Source organism: Streptomyces spinosisporus (assembly GCF_022698145.1).
In the GTDB taxonomy this organism is placed as follows: Bacteria; Actinomycetota; Actinomycetes; order Streptomycetales; family Streptomycetaceae; genus Streptomyces; species Streptomyces spinosisporus.
The window spans coordinates 872,286-886,161 of the sequence record NZ_JALDAX010000001.1; the positions used below are offsets into that span (position 1 = coordinate 872,286).

The following is a 13,876-nucleotide window of genomic DNA, read 5'->3' on the forward strand; positions in this document are numbered from 1 at the left end:
CCCGGTAACCGCTTGCTCACGCGGCGGCAAGACGGCGTGGCGACCCTGACGTCATGACCGACACCACCGCCGGCACGCCGGCCCCGGCAGCCACCCCGACCCTCTTCGAGCAACTCGGAGGGGAGGAGGCCGTCGGGGCCGTCGTCGACCTCTTCTACGACAAGGTACTGAGCGACCCGGATCTGCAGCCGTACTTCACGGGGGTGGACCTGGACCGGCTCAAGCAGCACCAGCGCCGCTTCATCGGCCAGGCGCTCGGGGCCACCCGCCCCTACTCCGGGCGCTCGATGCGCACGGCCCACGAACACCTGGCCGTCACGGAGGACGCCTTCGGCCGGGTGGTGACCCATCTCGCCGGGGCGCTTACTGAGGCGGGCGTGGACGAGGAGACCATCGGCACGATCGCGCAGCGACTGCTGCCGCTGAAGCAGGAGATCGTCACCGCCTGACGCTCAGGGACGGTCGGCAGGCTCCGCGTCGGCCTTCCCGCCCGCCGGGTCCGCCTTCCCGCGCTTCGCCGCCTGGATCTGTTCGTAGACATGGGTGCGCAGTTCGGCGAAGCGTGGAGCCACGCGGGTGGTCAACTGGTCCCGTTCGTCGGGCAGATCCACCTTCAGCTGCTCCTGCACGACGGTGGGGGAGGCCGACAGGACGACCACCCGCTCACCGAGGTAGACGGCCTCGTCGATGTCATGGGTGACGAACAGGATCGTGATGCCGCGCTCCCGCCACAGGCCGCGCACGAGGTCCTCCAGATCCGCGCGGGTCTGCGCGTCGACGGCCGCGAACGGCTCGTCCATCAGCAGGACGTCGGGCTCGTAGGCGAGGGCGCGGGCGATGGCGACGCGCTGCTGCATACCGCCGGACAGCTGCCAGGGGTAGGCACCGGCGGCGTCCGCGAGACCGACCGAGGCGAGGGCGTCCGCGACCAGCTCCCTGCGCCTGGCCTTGCTCAAGTCCTTCTGCTTCAGCGGGAGTTCGACGTTCTCGGCGACCCGCATCCAGGGGAAGAGGCTGCGTCCGTACTCCTGGAAGACCAGCGCCATCCCGGGCGGCGGCCCGCTCACCGGCTTCCCCGCGAACAGCACCCGCCCCGCCGTCGGCGCGAGCAGCCCGCCCAGGCACTTCAGCAGTGTGGTCTTGCCGCAGCCCGACGGGCCGACGACACACACGAGTTCGCCGGACTCCACCGTGAAGGTCAGGTCGCGCACCGCCTCCACGCGGCGGCCCGACCCCTCGTAGACCTTCCGCAGTCCGGAAATGTCGAGCAGCGCGTCCATGGACCGCCCTTTCACGAGGTTCACGCCGACCGCCGGGTGGATGCGCGCAGGCCGTGGTACCAGGCGAGCACTCGCCGTTCGACCAGCTGGAAGACGACGGACAGGACAAAGCCGAGCAGCCCGAGGACGAGGATGCCGGTCCACATGTCGGGGATGGCGAAGCTGCGCTGGAACTGCACGACGGTGAAGCCGATGCCGTTGCTGGCGGCGAACATCTCGCTGATCACCATCAAAATGATGCCGATGGACAGCGCCTGGCGCAGCCCCGCGAAGATCTGCGGGCCGGCCGAGGGCAGCACCAGCGAGCGCAGCCGGGCGGCGCCGGTGATGCCGTAGGAGCGGGCCGTCTCCAGCATCACCGAGTCGACCGCGCGTACGCCCTCGACCGTGTTGAGCAGGATCGGCCACACACAGCCGCTGGCGATCACGACGACCTTCATCGAGTTGCCGATGCCGGCGAACAGCATGATGACCGGGACCAGCACCGGGGGCGGGACGGCCCGCAGGAACTCCAGCACCGGTTCGCAGAGGGCGCGCACCCGCCGGTAGGAGCCGATGACCGTGCCGAGCGCGACGCCCACGACGGCGGCCGTGGCATAGCCGCCGAGCAGCCTGAGCACGCTCGGCAGCACGTCCGAGCGCAGCCGGTCGGCGGTCCACACGTCGGGGAAGGTCGTCAGGATCGTCCGCAGGGGCGGCCAGTAGGGGTTCACGCTGCCGCTGGAGGCGGCCCACCACACGGCGATCAGCACCGCGGGCAGCGCGAGGACGAACACCGCCCTCAGCAGCACGCGCCCGATCACACCGCCACCTCCCCGCGCACCGACTGGTGCCAGGCCAGCGCCCGCCGCTCGACCGTGCGCGCGCCGACGTTGATGAGCAGCCCCAGCAGTCCGGTGACGACGATCAGCGCGTACATCTCGGGCACCGCCTGCGAGCTCTGCGCGACCGCGATCTGCTGGCCCAACCCCGGTGCGCCGATGACGAGTTCGGCGGTGATGGCGAGGATCAGCGCCACCGCGGCGGCCAGCCGCACCCCCGTCATGACGTACGGCAGCGCGGTCGGCCACAGCACGTACCGCACCCGCGCCCAGGTGCCGAGGCCGTACGAGCGCGCCGTCTCCTCGGCGACCGGGTCGACGTCCTGGACGCCGTAGAGGGTCTGGATGAGGACCTGCCAGAACGACGCGTACACGACGAGCAGCAGGACGGAGCGCAGTTCGGTGCCGTACAGCAGGACCGCCAGCGGGATGAGGGCGACCGAGGGGATGGGGCGCAGGAACTCGATCGTGGAGGCCGTCGCCTCGCGCAGATACGGCACGACGGAGACGAGCACGCCGACAACGACTCCCGCGCCGACCGCGATCGCGAGTCCGATCGCCCAGCCGGTGAGGGTGTCGCCGAGCGCCGACCAGAACGCACCGTCGGTGATCTCGTCCCCCAGGGCGGAGGCGATGCGGCTGGTCGGCGGGAAGTAGCTCTCCTTGACCAGACCGGTCCGCGGCACCACCTCGCCCAGGGCGAGGAAGGCCGCGAGTCCGGCCGCACCGAGTGCGGCGTTCAGCCCTTTCACGGCATCAGCTTGTCGACGTCCGGGGTCGACTTGAACAGGCCGTCCTGCTCGCCCTGCTTTGCCAGCGCCTCGATCGAGGCCTTGTTGGGCTCCGCGGGCCAGCGCGGCAGCGTCATCTTGGACAGCAGGGCCGAGGGGATCTTGGTGTAGGTGCCGACGATCTTGCGGACCTCGTCCGGGTGCTTGTCGGAGTAGGCGAGGGCCTCCTTGGTCGCCTCCTGGAACCTCTTCACCACGTCGGGGTTCTTCTGGGCGTACTGCTGCGAGGTGAAGAACATGGCGACGGTGAGATTCTCGGCGGCGTCGACGAAGGGGGACCCGACGTTCTTCGCGCCCTCGCTCTTGGCCTGCGTGAAGGCGGGCTCCACGATGAAGGCGCCGTCGACCTGGCCCTTGTCGAGCGCGGCCGGCATCTGGTCGAAGGGCAGCTCGACGAACTTGATCTTCGAGGGGTCGCCGCCCGCCTTGCGGACCGAGGCGCGCACCGTCGTGTCGCCGATGTTGTTGAGGTTGTTGACGGCGACCTTCTTGCCCGCGAGCTGCTTGGCCGAGGTGATGCTGCTGCCCTTGGGGACCAGCAGACCGCAGAAGTCGGCGTTCTCCTTGCCGGTGGAGTTGTTGCCCTCGGCCACGGCCTTGACCGGCACGTTGTTGGTCTGGGCGATCAGCAGCGAGGTCACGTTGGAGAAGCCGAACTGGTACTGGCCGCTGACCACGCCGGGCACGATGGCCGCGCCGCCCTGGGCCTGGCTGATGGTGAGCTTCAGCCCGTGCTTGGCGTAGAAGCCCTTGGCCTGGCCGACGTAGAGCGGGGCGGTGTCGACGATCGGGATGGTGCTGACCTTGATGGTGGTGGTCCCGCCGGACGAGGCGCCGCCGTCCGACGAGCCGGAGCCCCCGGACGAGCCGCAGGCCGTCGCGGCGAGCAGGAACGTGCCGGTGGTGAGACCGGCGATCAGACGGCGCATGGCTCCTCCTGTGCAGAGAACGGTGCAGCGGTGTTCCGACAGGTTGTGCGCAAGGCGCACAGTAGTGCGCAGACCTGCTCAGCGGGAAGGTAGAAGCGGCAACGGCTCCGGTCAATAGGTTCGCTGACAACATTGTTGACACTTTGGGGGTGGTCATGCCAGAGGGAGCCCGAGCACCGCACTTCGTGAGGTCCTTCGAACGCGGCCTCGCCGTCATCCGCTCCTTCGACGCCGAGCACCCCGAGCGCACCCTGAGCGAGGTCGCCGACGCCTGCGGACTGACCCGGGCCGCCGCCCGCCGGCTGCTGCTGACCCTCCTCGACCTCGGCTACGTCCACCAGGACGGCCGCCTCTTCCGCCTCACCCCGCGCGTGCTGGAACTCGGCTACTCCTATCTCGCCGGCATCACGCTGCCGCAGATCGCCGAACCGCATCTGGAGCAACTCGTCGAGCAGGTACGGGAGTCGTCGTCGCTGTGCGTCCTCGACGGCGACGACGTCGTCTACGTCGCCAGGGTCCCCACCCGCCGCATCATGTCCGCGGCGATCACCGTGGGCACCCGCTTCCCGGCCCATCTGACCTCCACGGGCCGAGTGATCATGGCCCATCTGCCGCAGGAGGAGAGCGACGCCCGGCTCGCCCGCATCGAACTGCTGCCCCTGACGGAACACAGCGTGATGTCAACCGCGGCCCTGCGGGCGGAACTTCAGCGGGTACGGCGGCAGGGGTACGCCCTCGTCGACCAGGAGCTGGAGGAGGGGCTCCGGTCGGTGGCCGCCCCGGTGCGCGACCGGAGCGGCGAGGTGGTCGGGGCCGTCAACATAGCGGTCCCGGCGGGCCGCACCTCCGTCGAGTCGATCCGCCGGGACCTGCTGCCGCACCTGCTGGAGACGGTCGCCCGGATCGACGCCGACCTCGGGGTCACAGGTCCAGCACGAGCCGCTTCCCGCGGCAGCGGGACACACAGATCATCATCGTCTCCCCGCTCTCCCGTTCCGCGTCGGTGAGCACCGAGTCACGGTGGTCCGGGGTGCCGTCGAGCACGTCGGTCTCACAGGTGCCGCAGGTGCCCTCGGTGCAGGAGTACAGCACCTCGACGCCGGCGGCACGGACGGCGTCCAGCACGGAGACGTCCGGTGCGACGGTGACGGTACGGCCGCTCTGCGCCAGCTCGACCTCGAACTCGCCGTTGACACCGGCCGGTTGCTCCTTCGGCGTGAACCGCTCCACCCGCAGCCGGTCGGCCGGGCAGCACACCTCGACCGCGTCCAGCAGAGGGCCGGGGCCGCAGCAGTACAGGAGCGTGCCCTCGGGCAGATCGGCCGTCACCGCGTCCAGGTCCAGCAACCCGGACTCGTCCTGCGGACAGAGGGTCACCCGGTCCCCGTACCGCGCCAACTCCCGCGTGAAAGCCATGGAGTTGCGGGTGCGCCCGCCGTACACCAGCGTCCACTCCGCCCCCGCCGCCTCCGCCACGGCCAGCATCGGCAGGATCGGGGTGATGCCGATGCCGCCCGCGACGAAGCGGTAGCGGGTGGCGGGTTCCAGCCGGAAGTGGTTGCGCGGTCCGCGCACCCGCACCTTGTCGCCCTCGCACAACTGCTCGTGCACCCGGGCGGATCCACCGCGCCCCTCCGGCTCCCGCAGCACCGCGATCCGCCACGCCGAACGGTCCGCCGGGTCGCCGCACAGCGAGTACTGCCGCTCCAGCTCCGGTCCGAGCACCACGTCGACATGGGCGCCCGGCTCCCAGGCCGGCAGGTCCTCACCGAGCGGATGGCGCAGGGTGAGGGCGAGCACGCCGTCGGCCGCGGACTCCCGGCGGGCGACGACGAGTTCGGCTTCGTACACGGTCATGACGCGCTGCTCTCCTGCGGGTGGTGTCCTTCGGGATACGGCCGGAGTCCTTCGGGATGGTGCCCCTCGGGATGGTGCCCCTCGGGATGGTGCCCCTCGGGATGGCCCAGCATCCACTCCCACATCGCGACGGGGTCCTGGGCGGTGTGCTCGGCGCCGCAGTGACAGGTGCCGTGCAGGGTGTCGGTGCCCGGCAGCCAGTCGATGCGGTAGATCTCGCCGGTGGGGCTGTTGCTCACTGGACCTTCTCCACGGGCTTCTCGCCCTCCTCGACCAGGCGGGCGAGGATGCGGCGGGCGGCCAGACCGCCGGTGTCGATGTTGATGCTCAGCTCCTGGTACCCCGTCCGCTCCGAACCCAGGGTCTTCTGGAGCACGTTGAGCGCGTCGACGTCCTGCATGACGACGGTGTGGTTGTTGGCCCGCAGGAACTCGGTGACCTCGGCGTCGTCGACCGCCCAGTCGCGCGAGACCATCCAGAAGTCGTACACGTGCCCGTCGGCGGAAGGTGTGATGGCGTACGTGATCTCGGTGTGGAAGCCGTTCGGATCGCTGCCGTCGGCCTCCGGCACCACGCCGACCGGCGCGATCCGGCTGTGCAGCAGATACAGGCACGGGGCGTGGTACTCGATGTCCTGCCAGCGGGTGATCCGCCCCTGAATGCCGGTGGACCTGGCGTAGAACGGCGGGCAGGCGGCGTCGTCCATGTGCCGGCTGACCCGCACGATGCCGGCGCCCTCGTCGACCTCGGTGGTGATCGGCGTCTCGGCGACCTCGGGGGTGCCGATGTAGCCGCCGTGCAGATAGGTCTCGTGGGAGAGGTCGAGGAGGTTGTCGACCAGCAGCCCGTAGTCGGCGTCGATCGGCTCCATGCCGCGCACGGTGACCCAGCCGGGGGAGTCGAGATGCCGGGCGCGCGGGATGGTCTGCGGGTCGGCGAGCGCGGGGTCGCCGATCCACACCCACACCAGCGAGTCCTGCTCGACGACGGGGTACGAGGCGACGCGCGCGGTGCGCGGTATCCGCTTCTGCCCGGGCACGTACACACACGTACCGCTCGTGTCGTACGTGAACCCGTGGTACCCGCACACGAGTTTGTCGCCGTCGAGCCGGCTCGGCTTCTCGTGCAGCGGGAAGCGCCGGTGCACACACCGGTCGGCGAGCGCGACGGGCGTCCCGTCCTCCTCGGTCCGGTAGAGCACGAGGGGCTCCCCGAGGATCGTCCGTCCGAGCAGTTCCTCGCGCCCGACCTCGCCCGCATAGGCGGCGACGTACCACTGGTTCCTGGCGAAGGCGGTCATGTGCGGCATGGCGTTCCCGTCCCTGTCGGCGGGGCGTCGTCGCCCCGCGTGCCGTGGTTGGAATCAGGTTCGTGAGGGCTGTGGTTGCCGCGCAAGGCGGCTTCTGCCAGGCGGAAGTGTCCCTACGAAAGAGCTGATCAGAGCCTTGCCGTGCGCCCTGCTTATCCCTGGGAGCGGCTATGGGGGGACGCCGCTTGGTGGATCACTCCAGATAGGCGGCCGCTGATGGGTGGGCGAGCACGATCGATCGTGTGACTGTCGCAGTTGTCCGAGAATGGAATCCTTGTAGATTAACGCGCCAAATTTTTGCCGGGCCTTGAGCGGTACACCGGCAGAACTTGCATCTTTCCAGTTCAAGACTGATCAGTGCGGTGGCGAAGGCGCGCCGGGTCGAATCCGGGTCGAATCGGCCCGTCATGGCGTACCTGGCTGGGTTATCGCAGGTCACGGAGGTGGCAAGCAGGATCAATCCGCTGGGGAAGAAGTGGACAGCTGTACGGCACAGCCGTTGGTGTCCTCGCAGAAGTAGGTTCGGGCAGCAGGCCGGGGCAAGCTGAGGCGGTGATGGCCGCCGTGAGTGGGTGGGTTCGCGCCGGTTCGGGGCTCTTGTTCACGACCTCAATGTGCGTTGCCAGCGATGTCGTCGTGTACGAGTGGCAGGCCGTTGACGCGTTGGCTGTTGGTTCTGGCAGCGCTGAACCAGTTCCGGATGCCGTCGACTGCATGGGAGCATCCCTCCCGAGCGCGACAAGCCTCTCAAGAATGTCGAGTACGTGGACGACCTGTTCACCTGGACCGAGACCGAGAGCCTGAGTGAGGGCAATGCACTGACCACGAGCAGGACGAAGAAGCGGGTCACCAAGGGGTGATTGCGGACTGAAGGTACGCCCAGCGCTGCCCAGCGCCTCGCTCGCCGGCCCGCCCTCCCTCATCAGGGGCTGGTTCGTTCCTGAATCGGCGCGGCTCCTGCGCATCCGCCGCACCGCTCTGCGCTCCGCCGGGCTGCCGGGCGCGCGCCGTCTCGCGGGCACCTCGCTCGCCGGGAAGCGGAGACCCGTCTTGCGTCAACCGGGCAGACCGTATGACGCTGCTCCTGGCGCGGTAAACCCGAAGCAGGGAACGGCCCGGTGCTACACCTTCCGCATACTCGAGAGGTCCAGATGACACCAGATTCCCGGCCCAACTCCGGCGCCGTGAGCGCTCGGCTGCGCGATGCCCTGCACACCGCCGACTTCGGTTGCTCGTCGACATCCTGCACTGAACGTGTGCTGGCACCCGGCCGACGAAGGCAGCGCCGGGTGCCACACCCGCACCCATGTCCGGAGGTGGTGCGCCCGCCCGTACATCCTCGGCCTGTGGGCAGCCGTCGAGGAGACCTTCACCTACCCGGCGGCCGGCGTCCTCGGCCTGCGGATCCACGGCACGGTGGCTCCTGCTGGCCCGCAGACCGTGGTGTACCACGTGTTCGACGTCAACGATGGCCTCGTCACCCGCATCACCGGCTACGCCGACCGCGCCCAGGCGCTCGACGCGGCATTCCCCGGCGTCGCGACCGGGCGTGGTCCGGAAGATCGGTGGCGGTGAGGTCCGCCTGAGCGCCGCGGTCAGGACGACGAAACGCGTGCCTGAAGGTGGACCAGCCCCGCCACCCCGAACTGGAGGGACAGCGGGAGCGTGTGCCCGGCGGTGATGCCGCGGACATGGTGCAGCAGCACGCTCGGCCCGCCGCCGTGGAAGGTGACCGTGTTGCCGGGCAGCAACAGGATCCCCGCGGTGGACAGGGACCCGTTGCCCTCGGTCGACTTCCCGCCAACCAGGACACCTCGCCCCTTGTCCGGTGTCGCGACCATGCCGAGATGTTCGGGCACCGCTCCGCCGTTGCGCACTGACATGGTGAGCATGCCGTCACCGGAACGATCGAGGTGCGCCACGGCGTCCGTGATCGTCAGGTCGACGTCGGCGGTGTGCACACTGAGGCGGCCGGTGGATGAGGTGACTCCCGGGCTGGCTCCGGCGCGGGAGGTGTCTGAGGTGCTGTGAGGGCTGGCGCTCGTGCAGCCCCCGGTAAGAACGGCGAGGGTCACGGACAGGGAGGCGATCAGTGTGGCGCGGGTACGTGCGGCAGTTCCTGTCATCTTTGCATTGTGCCAATATAGGTTGCAGGCAGATCGCCGGCCCGACAACAGAGATGCCCGCCGACCCACCCGCGGAGACTCGCGGGATCGGCCAGACGGAGGGAATCATGGCCGACGTTCCGGATCAGCCGTCCCCACAGGCGGCGCTGAGGACGCTGGCTGACGCCTCGGCGAGCGACCAGGCGGTGCGGTCCGCACTGAGCATGCTGGCGGTGACGCCGGTGCTCGTGCCCGTGATCGACCGCCGGGACCTTCAACCTCCTAACGCTGGTCCGTGGTCGTTCGTCCTGCCTGTGTTTCGTCACGCCGAGGACCTGTGTGCGGTGCCGGTGTTCACCTGCGAGGAGCGGTTGGGTGCCGCCCTGCCGAACGTCCTTGCCTACCGGCTGGTGCCGTTGGGCCGGCTCGCCGCCATGTGGCCCGCACCCGAGCTGTACCTGGTCATCGATCTCGGACATCCGGATGCGTTCGTCCTGCCCGACGAGGTCGTCCGCACCGTGCTCGCCCAGCCATGACGGTTCGCGGCACTCCAGAGGAAGGTGGCCGCATCCTGTGGGGAGGTGTTGCACCCGCGTAGTCCTGCCCCGCGTGAGCACGTGTGTCGATACGCATGTCCCTGTATCCCCGGCTCCTCAGGTGTTAGAGCTCCGTCCAGGTATCTGGACCGCGCGTCAGGAATCCGTCAAAACTGTGTCCTGTGGCCCGCGGTAGCGCTTCGGTGAGGAAAATCGGCCCTGGTGCGGTACGGGACAGGCCACCGCCGACGGCTGAAGGAGCTGAGCATAGGTGAGTGCCGGACATGTGGTGGGAGTGATCGTCGCCGTGTCTCTGGTCGGGTATCTCGTCCTGGCGGTCAGGTTCCCGGAGAAGTTCTGAAAAGGGCCGATGAGCGACGTACGGCCGGGACGGCTGGCGGTCGCCCTCGGCACGGTCGCCGAGAATACGGCGGGTCTTGTCGCACGCGGAGAGTAGGAGGCGGTGCGTGAGCGCAGGAACCGAGGCCGTGACCACGGAAGGCGAGGACAGGATGGGATGTGCGCTGCGTACCCGGGTGGCGTCCGTCGCCGCGCTGGTGGGGCCGTTCCTGGTGGCTTCGGTGCTGGCGCCCGTCCGGACCGATCTGTCGAACACGAACATGGCACTGGTCTTGGTCGTGGTGGTCGTCACTGTCGCGGCGGTCGGCCACCGGATCGCCGGCGCGGTCGCGGCGCTGTCGGCGGCGGTGTGGTTCGACTTCTTCCTCACCGTTCCCTATGAGCGGTTCACCATGAGCCGCACCGACGACATGGAAACAGCCGCGCTGCTGCTGGTCGTCGGCCTCGTCGTTTCCCAACTGGCTGCTCGCGCCAGGAGGCTTGAGCTGGTCACCGTGACAGACGCCGACCACCTGCGCCGCATCCATGAGACGGCGGACCTCGCCCGGAGCATCGGTTCGGCCGATGTGGTCGTCGAGCATGTGCGGCGTCAGCTGATCGAGTTGCTGGGATTGCGGGGCTGCCGGTTCGAGTACGGCACGCTGCTGGGGCAGCCGCCGAGGCTGGAGCAGGACGGGACGGTGGTGGTCGGGCGGCGGCCCTGGGACGTTGGTACGAGCGGTTGGCCGGAGGCGGAGATCGAGTTGAGGGCCTACGGCAACGGGCACTACTTCGGGCGGTTCATGCTCGATCCCGCTCCGGGGCCCATGCCGGCGCTGAAGGCCCGGCTGGTCGCGGTGACGCTGGCCGACCAGGCGGGCGCGGCCCTGGACACAGCAGGGCTGGCAAACGGGCGTGCACGGACCTGACGATTTCGAACGGCCGTGCCGCGGCATACGCAATGACGATGATGCCGGCGTAGCGGCGCTCGCTGCTGCCTCTCGTGGTGGCCGTAGCGAGAGATCTTGAGCTCGTGGTGTGGATCCGGGGGACCCGGAACGGGGTGGTGCCGAGCACGACACGGTGGCCTGGTCGGCTGGTGGTGGGCGTGCGGCCGCACCCGGTGGGGTGAGGGTGTCGGGCACTGGCGGTGCAGTGTGCCTATGAGTCGCAGGGGTCTTTCGGCTCTTCGGTGAGGCCGGAGACGTGGAAGACCGCCCGCGCCGTCTCGCGGTCGATGCGTTGCGCCAGTGCGCTCAGGGATGCCCGGCATGACACCGTGTGGCCTGCGGCAGGCGACGTTCGGGCGTCGGTGTCGAGGCGGTGCCACAAGTCCGGGTTGTCGACCAGGACCTGAGTGTCGAACTCGACGCGTCCGCCGAACGCGTCGCGCAGGACCAGGCGTTGCCCCGCGTGCCCCGTGGCGCGCACCTCGACCAGACGGTCGGTTCGTACCCGGTGGGTGGCCAGAAGTGTTCGAACGGCCAGCCAGCCTTCGTCGGCCGCCACCCGGTCCGGCATCAGGGTGTGGAACAGGAGCAGAGCGAGTCCGCTCCACAGGCCGGCCCGTTGGGCGGTGAACGTGCCGGCAGCAGCATCCGTCAGGAGCAGCAGCCCCAGGAACGAGCCGGTGGCCAAGAGCGCAGTGCGCAGATCCGGAGCCCACCGGCGGTCCACGAGCCGGTTCTGGCGGAGCCCGGGGGCACCGCTGCCACGGCCGGATCGGTCGGCCTCATGGCCGTTCCTGTACCGGTGCGTGCGGTGTCCCATACCGGGCACGGTAGGCACGGGAATCGGCCTGGCCCACCTTCTTGACGCGTCACTAACGGGTTGCCGACCGCTTTTTAACGCCCCGCCCTCCACCTGGGATCGGGTCCGGCACAGGGCGCTGGTCCGTACGGGCGGGATCACTGGCGCAGCGGGCGCCGGTGGCGGCGTAAGAGGTTCGTCAAGGCTGCCCGGGCTGCCGTATGAGGGCCGTTAAGGGGCGTCGCATTCCGCCGGATGGCGGGTTCTCTGTACTGGTCCGATTCTTACTCGAACCTCATTCAGGAGTTCACGATGGCCGACGTGGCCTTCGTCGTTGCCACCATTGCGGTGTTCGTTCTGGTGGCTTTCGTCGCCAGGGGGGTGACGAAGCTGTGACCGCCGAGAACATTGTCGGCCTGGTTGTGGCCGTCGCGCTGCTGGGTTATCTCGTCCTCGCCCTCGTCTTCCCGGAGAGGTTCTAGAGCCGCGTCATGAGTTCCGAACTTGCTGACGTGCTCGTGGCCACCGCGCTGATCGGCGCGCTCGCCCTCGTGCACCGTCCCCTCGGCGACTACATGGCCGCCGTCTACAGCTCCAGGAAACACCTGCAAGTCGAGAAGTGGATCTACCGCTCGGTCGGGGCGAACCCCGATGCGGAGATGCGCTGGCCCGCCTATCTGCGCGGCGTGCTTGTCTTCTCCGCCGTATGCGTGCTCTTCCTCTACCTGCTGCAGCGGGTGCAGGACAAGCTGCCGCTGTCGCTGGGCTTCAAGGCCATCAGCCCGGACCAGGCGTTCAACACCGCCGCGTCCTTCGTGTCCAACACGAACTGGCAGTCCTACTCGGGTGAGGTGGCCATGAGCCACGTCACTCAGACGATGGGCCTGGCCGTGCAGAACTTCGTGTCCGCGGCCGTCGGCATCGCCGTGGCGGTGGCGCTCGTGCGCGGCTTCGCGCGCTCGCGCACGGGTGAACTGGGTAACTTCTGGGCCGACTTGGTGCGCGGCACCATCCGCATCCTGATCCCGATCTCGGTCATCGCGGCCGTGATCCTCATCGCGGCGGGCGCCATCCAGAACTTCGCCGGCATCCATCACATCACCACGCTGAGCGGCGACAAGCAGGCCATCAGTCCCGGCGCCGTGGCCTCGCAGGAGGCCATCAAGGACCTGGGCACAAACGGCGGCGGCTTCTTCAACGCCAACAGCTCGCACCCGTTCGAGAACCCCAACGGCTTCACCAACTGGCTGGAGATCTTCCTGCTGCTGGTGATCCCGTTCTCGTTGCCGCGCACCTTCGGAAAGATGGTCGGCTCGGTCAAGCAGGGCTACGCGATCGTCGCCGCGATGGGCATCATCTGGTTCCTCGCCGTGGTCGCCGTCACCTGGCTCGAGTACGCCCACCCTGGCACAGCGTCGCACCTGGCGGGTGGCGCGATGGAGGGCAAGGAGCAGCGCTTCGGCGAGGGCAACTCCTCCCTGTTCGCGGTCTCCACGACGATGACGTCCACCGGCTCGGTGGATTCCTTCCACGACTCCTTCAGCGGCCTGTCCGGCGGGGTACTGCTGCTGGGCATGATGCTGGGCGAGATCGCGCCCGGCGGTGTCGGCTCCGGCCTGTACGGCATGCTGATCATGGCGGTCATCGCGGTGTTCATCGCGGGTCTGATGGTCGGCCGCACCCCTGAGTACCTGGGCAAGAAGATCGGCACCCGTGAGATCAAGCTGGCGGCCTGCTACATCCTCGTCACCCCGGCCCTGGTGCTGATCGGGACAGCGCTGGCGATGGCCCTGGGCAAGGGCCAGTCGTCGATGACCAACGCCGGCGCGCACGGCTTCTCCGAGGTGCTGTACGCCTACACGTCCGCGTCGAACAACAACGGCTCAGCCTTTGCCGGTTTCGCGGCGAACACCGAGTACCACAACTCGATGCTGGGCCTGTGCATGCTGCTGGGCCGCTTCCTGCCGATGGTGTTCGTCCTGGCGCTGGCCGGCTCGCTGGCCGGGCAGCAGCCCATTCCGGCGACCGCGGGCACTCTGCGCACCGAGAAGCCGTTGTTCACCGGCCTGTTGGTGGGCGCGATCCTGGTCATCACGGGTCTCACGTTCTTCCCGGCGCTGGCGCTGGGTCCGTTGGCCGAGGGGCTGGCGTGATGGTGAC

At 68.9% G+C, this 13,876-nt stretch carries 18 protein-coding genes; 9 read left to right on the top strand and 9 right to left on the bottom strand.

Annotated elements, in window-relative coordinates; genetic code table 11:
* Nucleotides 1–53 precede the first annotated feature (53 nt).
* Nucleotides 54–449 (top strand): group I truncated hemoglobin, encoded by a 396-nt coding sequence (locus MQN93_RS03715; protein ID WP_242708257.1) that lies wholly within the window; start codon nucleotides 54–56, stop codon nucleotides 447–449.
* A gap of 3 nt (nucleotides 450–452) precedes the next feature.
* Here the strand turns inward: MQN93_RS03715 and MQN93_RS03720 are convergent, their stop codons facing one another.
* The 4 genes from MQN93_RS03720 to MQN93_RS03735 are packed head-to-tail and all read right to left on the bottom strand — an operon-like array spanning nucleotide 453 to nucleotide 3,821.
* Nucleotides 453–1,280 carry an ABC transporter ATP-binding protein gene (locus MQN93_RS03720; RefSeq protein ID WP_242708258.1) on the bottom strand — a complete coding sequence of 276 codons (828 nt, stop codon included), beginning with the start codon at nucleotides 1,278–1,280 and terminating at the stop codon, nucleotides 453–455.
* A gap of 20 nt (nucleotides 1,281–1,300) precedes the next feature.
* Nucleotides 1,301–2,080, bottom strand: a complete 780-nt coding sequence (locus tag MQN93_RS03725; protein ID WP_037780891.1) for an ABC transporter permease — start codon at nucleotides 2,078–2,080, stop codon at nucleotides 1,301–1,303.
* Nucleotides 2,080–2,853, bottom strand: a complete 774-nt coding sequence (locus MQN93_RS03730; RefSeq protein ID WP_242708259.1) for an ABC transporter permease — start codon at nucleotides 2,851–2,853, stop codon at nucleotides 2,080–2,082. The genes MQN93_RS03725 and MQN93_RS03730 overlap by 1 nt, the downstream gene beginning before the upstream one ends.
* Complete coding sequence (locus MQN93_RS03735) at nucleotides 2,850–3,821, bottom strand: ABC transporter substrate-binding protein (protein WP_016431496.1); 972 nt, start codon at nucleotides 3,819–3,821, stop codon at nucleotides 2,850–2,852. Before MQN93_RS03735 ends, MQN93_RS03730 begins: the two co-directional genes overlap by 4 nt.
* Nucleotides 3,822–3,976: 155 nt before the next feature.
* Here MQN93_RS03735 and MQN93_RS03740 point away from each other — a divergent pair, with 155 nt between their 5' ends.
* Nucleotides 3,977–4,828: an IclR family transcriptional regulator domain-containing protein gene (locus tag MQN93_RS03740; protein WP_242708260.1), complete on the top strand. Its 852-nt coding sequence runs from the start codon at nucleotides 3,977–3,979 to the stop codon at nucleotides 4,826–4,828.
* Here MQN93_RS03740 and MQN93_RS03745 read toward each other — a convergent pair.
* From MQN93_RS03745 to MQN93_RS03755, 3 genes are read right to left on the bottom strand one after another with little or no spacing between them, the layout of a single operon-like run.
* On the bottom strand, nucleotides 4,743–5,678 hold the full coding sequence (locus MQN93_RS03745) for a PDR/VanB family oxidoreductase (RefSeq protein ID WP_242708261.1): 936 nt from the start codon (nucleotides 5,676–5,678) through the stop codon (nucleotides 4,743–4,745). The two genes, MQN93_RS03740 and MQN93_RS03745, sit on opposite strands and share 86 nt — an antisense overlap.
* Nucleotides 5,675–5,917, bottom strand: coding sequence for a hypothetical protein (locus tag MQN93_RS03750; RefSeq protein ID WP_242708262.1), 243 nt, complete (start codon nucleotides 5,915–5,917; stop codon nucleotides 5,675–5,677). Before MQN93_RS03750 ends, MQN93_RS03745 begins: the two co-directional genes overlap by 4 nt.
* Nucleotides 5,914–6,987: an aromatic ring-hydroxylating dioxygenase subunit alpha gene (locus MQN93_RS03755; RefSeq protein WP_242708263.1), complete on the bottom strand. Its 1,074-nt coding sequence runs from the start codon at nucleotides 6,985–6,987 to the stop codon at nucleotides 5,914–5,916. Before MQN93_RS03755 ends, MQN93_RS03750 begins: the two co-directional genes overlap by 4 nt.
* 1,254 nt (nucleotides 6,988–8,241) lie before the next feature.
* On the opposite strand from MQN93_RS03755, the gene MQN93_RS03760 reads away from it, so the two are divergent.
* Nucleotides 8,242–8,562 carry a hypothetical protein gene (locus MQN93_RS03760; RefSeq protein ID WP_242708264.1) on the top strand — a complete coding sequence of 107 codons (321 nt, stop codon included), beginning with the start codon at nucleotides 8,242–8,244 and terminating at the stop codon, nucleotides 8,560–8,562.
* A 20-nt stretch (nucleotides 8,563–8,582) separates the two neighbouring features.
* Here the strand turns inward: MQN93_RS03760 and MQN93_RS03765 are convergent, their stop codons facing one another.
* The gene (locus MQN93_RS03765) at nucleotides 8,583–9,113 is read right to left on the bottom strand and encodes a hypothetical protein (RefSeq protein WP_242708265.1); all 531 of its coding nucleotides are present in this window, start codon (nucleotides 9,111–9,113) and stop codon (nucleotides 8,583–8,585) included.
* Between the two features lie 107 nt (nucleotides 9,114–9,220).
* Between MQN93_RS03765 and MQN93_RS03770 the strand changes: the two genes are divergently transcribed.
* From MQN93_RS03770 to MQN93_RS03780, 3 genes are all read left to right on the top strand, one after another.
* Nucleotides 9,221–9,628, top strand: coding sequence for an SseB family protein (locus MQN93_RS03770; protein ID WP_242708266.1), 408 nt, complete (start codon nucleotides 9,221–9,223; stop codon nucleotides 9,626–9,628).
* A gap of 271 nt (nucleotides 9,629–9,899) precedes the next feature.
* Nucleotides 9,900–9,989: a potassium-transporting ATPase subunit F gene (locus MQN93_RS03775; protein WP_242708267.1), complete on the top strand. Its 90-nt coding sequence runs from the start codon at nucleotides 9,900–9,902 to the stop codon at nucleotides 9,987–9,989.
* Between the two features lie 127 nt (nucleotides 9,990–10,116).
* Nucleotides 10,117–10,896 (top strand): DUF4118 domain-containing protein, encoded by a 780-nt coding sequence (locus MQN93_RS03780; protein WP_308404241.1) that lies wholly within the window; start codon nucleotides 10,117–10,119, stop codon nucleotides 10,894–10,896.
* Nucleotides 10,897–11,128: 232 nt separating this feature from the next.
* Here the strand turns inward: MQN93_RS03780 and MQN93_RS03785 are convergent, their stop codons facing one another.
* Nucleotides 11,129–11,737 carry a hypothetical protein gene (locus MQN93_RS03785; protein WP_242708268.1) on the bottom strand — a complete coding sequence of 203 codons (609 nt, stop codon included), beginning with the start codon at nucleotides 11,735–11,737 and terminating at the stop codon, nucleotides 11,129–11,131.
* A gap of 234 nt (nucleotides 11,738–11,971) precedes the next feature.
* Here MQN93_RS03785 and MQN93_RS03790 point away from each other — a divergent pair, with 234 nt between their 5' ends.
* The 3 genes from MQN93_RS03790 to kdpA are packed head-to-tail and all read left to right on the top strand — an operon-like array spanning nucleotide 11,972 to nucleotide 13,869.
* Nucleotides 11,972–12,112, top strand: a complete 141-nt coding sequence (locus MQN93_RS03790; RefSeq protein ID WP_242708269.1) for a hypothetical protein — start codon at nucleotides 11,972–11,974, stop codon at nucleotides 12,110–12,112.
* Entirely contained in the window at nucleotides 12,109–12,198 is a 90-nt protein-coding gene (gene kdpF, locus MQN93_RS03795; RefSeq protein WP_033264828.1) for a K(+)-transporting ATPase subunit F, read from the top strand. The genes MQN93_RS03790 and kdpF overlap by 4 nt, the downstream gene beginning before the upstream one ends.
* Nucleotides 12,199–12,207: 9 nt before the next feature.
* Nucleotides 12,208–13,869 (top strand): potassium-transporting ATPase subunit KdpA, encoded by a 1,662-nt coding sequence (kdpA, locus tag MQN93_RS03800; protein WP_242708270.1) that lies wholly within the window; start codon nucleotides 12,208–12,210, stop codon nucleotides 13,867–13,869.
* The last annotated feature ends 7 nt before the right edge of the window (nucleotides 13,870–13,876 follow it).

Bases quoted from the DNA above. Each gene is read 5' to 3' on its own strand.
- MQN93_RS03770 (WP_242708266.1), top strand. From the start codon at position 9,221: ATGGCCGACGTTCCGGATCAGCCGTCCCCACAGGCGGCGCTGAGGACG.
- kdpA (WP_242708270.1), top strand. From the start codon at position 12,208: ATGAGTTCCGAACTTGCTGACGTGCTCGTGGCCACCGCGCTGATCGGC.
- MQN93_RS03715 (WP_242708257.1), top strand. From the start codon at position 54: ATGACCGACACCACCGCCGGCACGCCGGCCCCGGCAGCCACCCCGACC.
- MQN93_RS03765 (WP_242708265.1), bottom strand. From the start codon at position 9,113: ATGACAGGAACTGCCGCACGTACCCGCGCCACACTGATCGCCTCCCTG.
- MQN93_RS03755 (WP_242708263.1), bottom strand. From the start codon at position 6,987: ATGCCGCACATGACCGCCTTCGCCAGGAACCAGTGGTACGTCGCCGCC.
- MQN93_RS03735 (WP_016431496.1), bottom strand. From the start codon at position 3,821: ATGCGCCGTCTGATCGCCGGTCTCACCACCGGCACGTTCCTGCTCGCC.
- MQN93_RS03785 (WP_242708268.1), bottom strand. From the start codon at position 11,737: ATGGGACACCGCACGCACCGGTACAGGAACGGCCATGAGGCCGACCGA.
- MQN93_RS03790 (WP_242708269.1), top strand. From the start codon at position 11,972: ATGGCGGGTTCTCTGTACTGGTCCGATTCTTACTCGAACCTCATTCAG.
- MQN93_RS03745 (WP_242708261.1), bottom strand. From the start codon at position 5,678: ATGACCGTGTACGAAGCCGAACTCGTCGTCGCCCGCCGGGAGTCCGCG.
- MQN93_RS03720 (WP_242708258.1), bottom strand. From the start codon at position 1,280: ATGGACGCGCTGCTCGACATTTCCGGACTGCGGAAGGTCTACGAGGGG.
- MQN93_RS03740 (WP_242708260.1), top strand. From the start codon at position 3,977: ATGCCAGAGGGAGCCCGAGCACCGCACTTCGTGAGGTCCTTCGAACGC.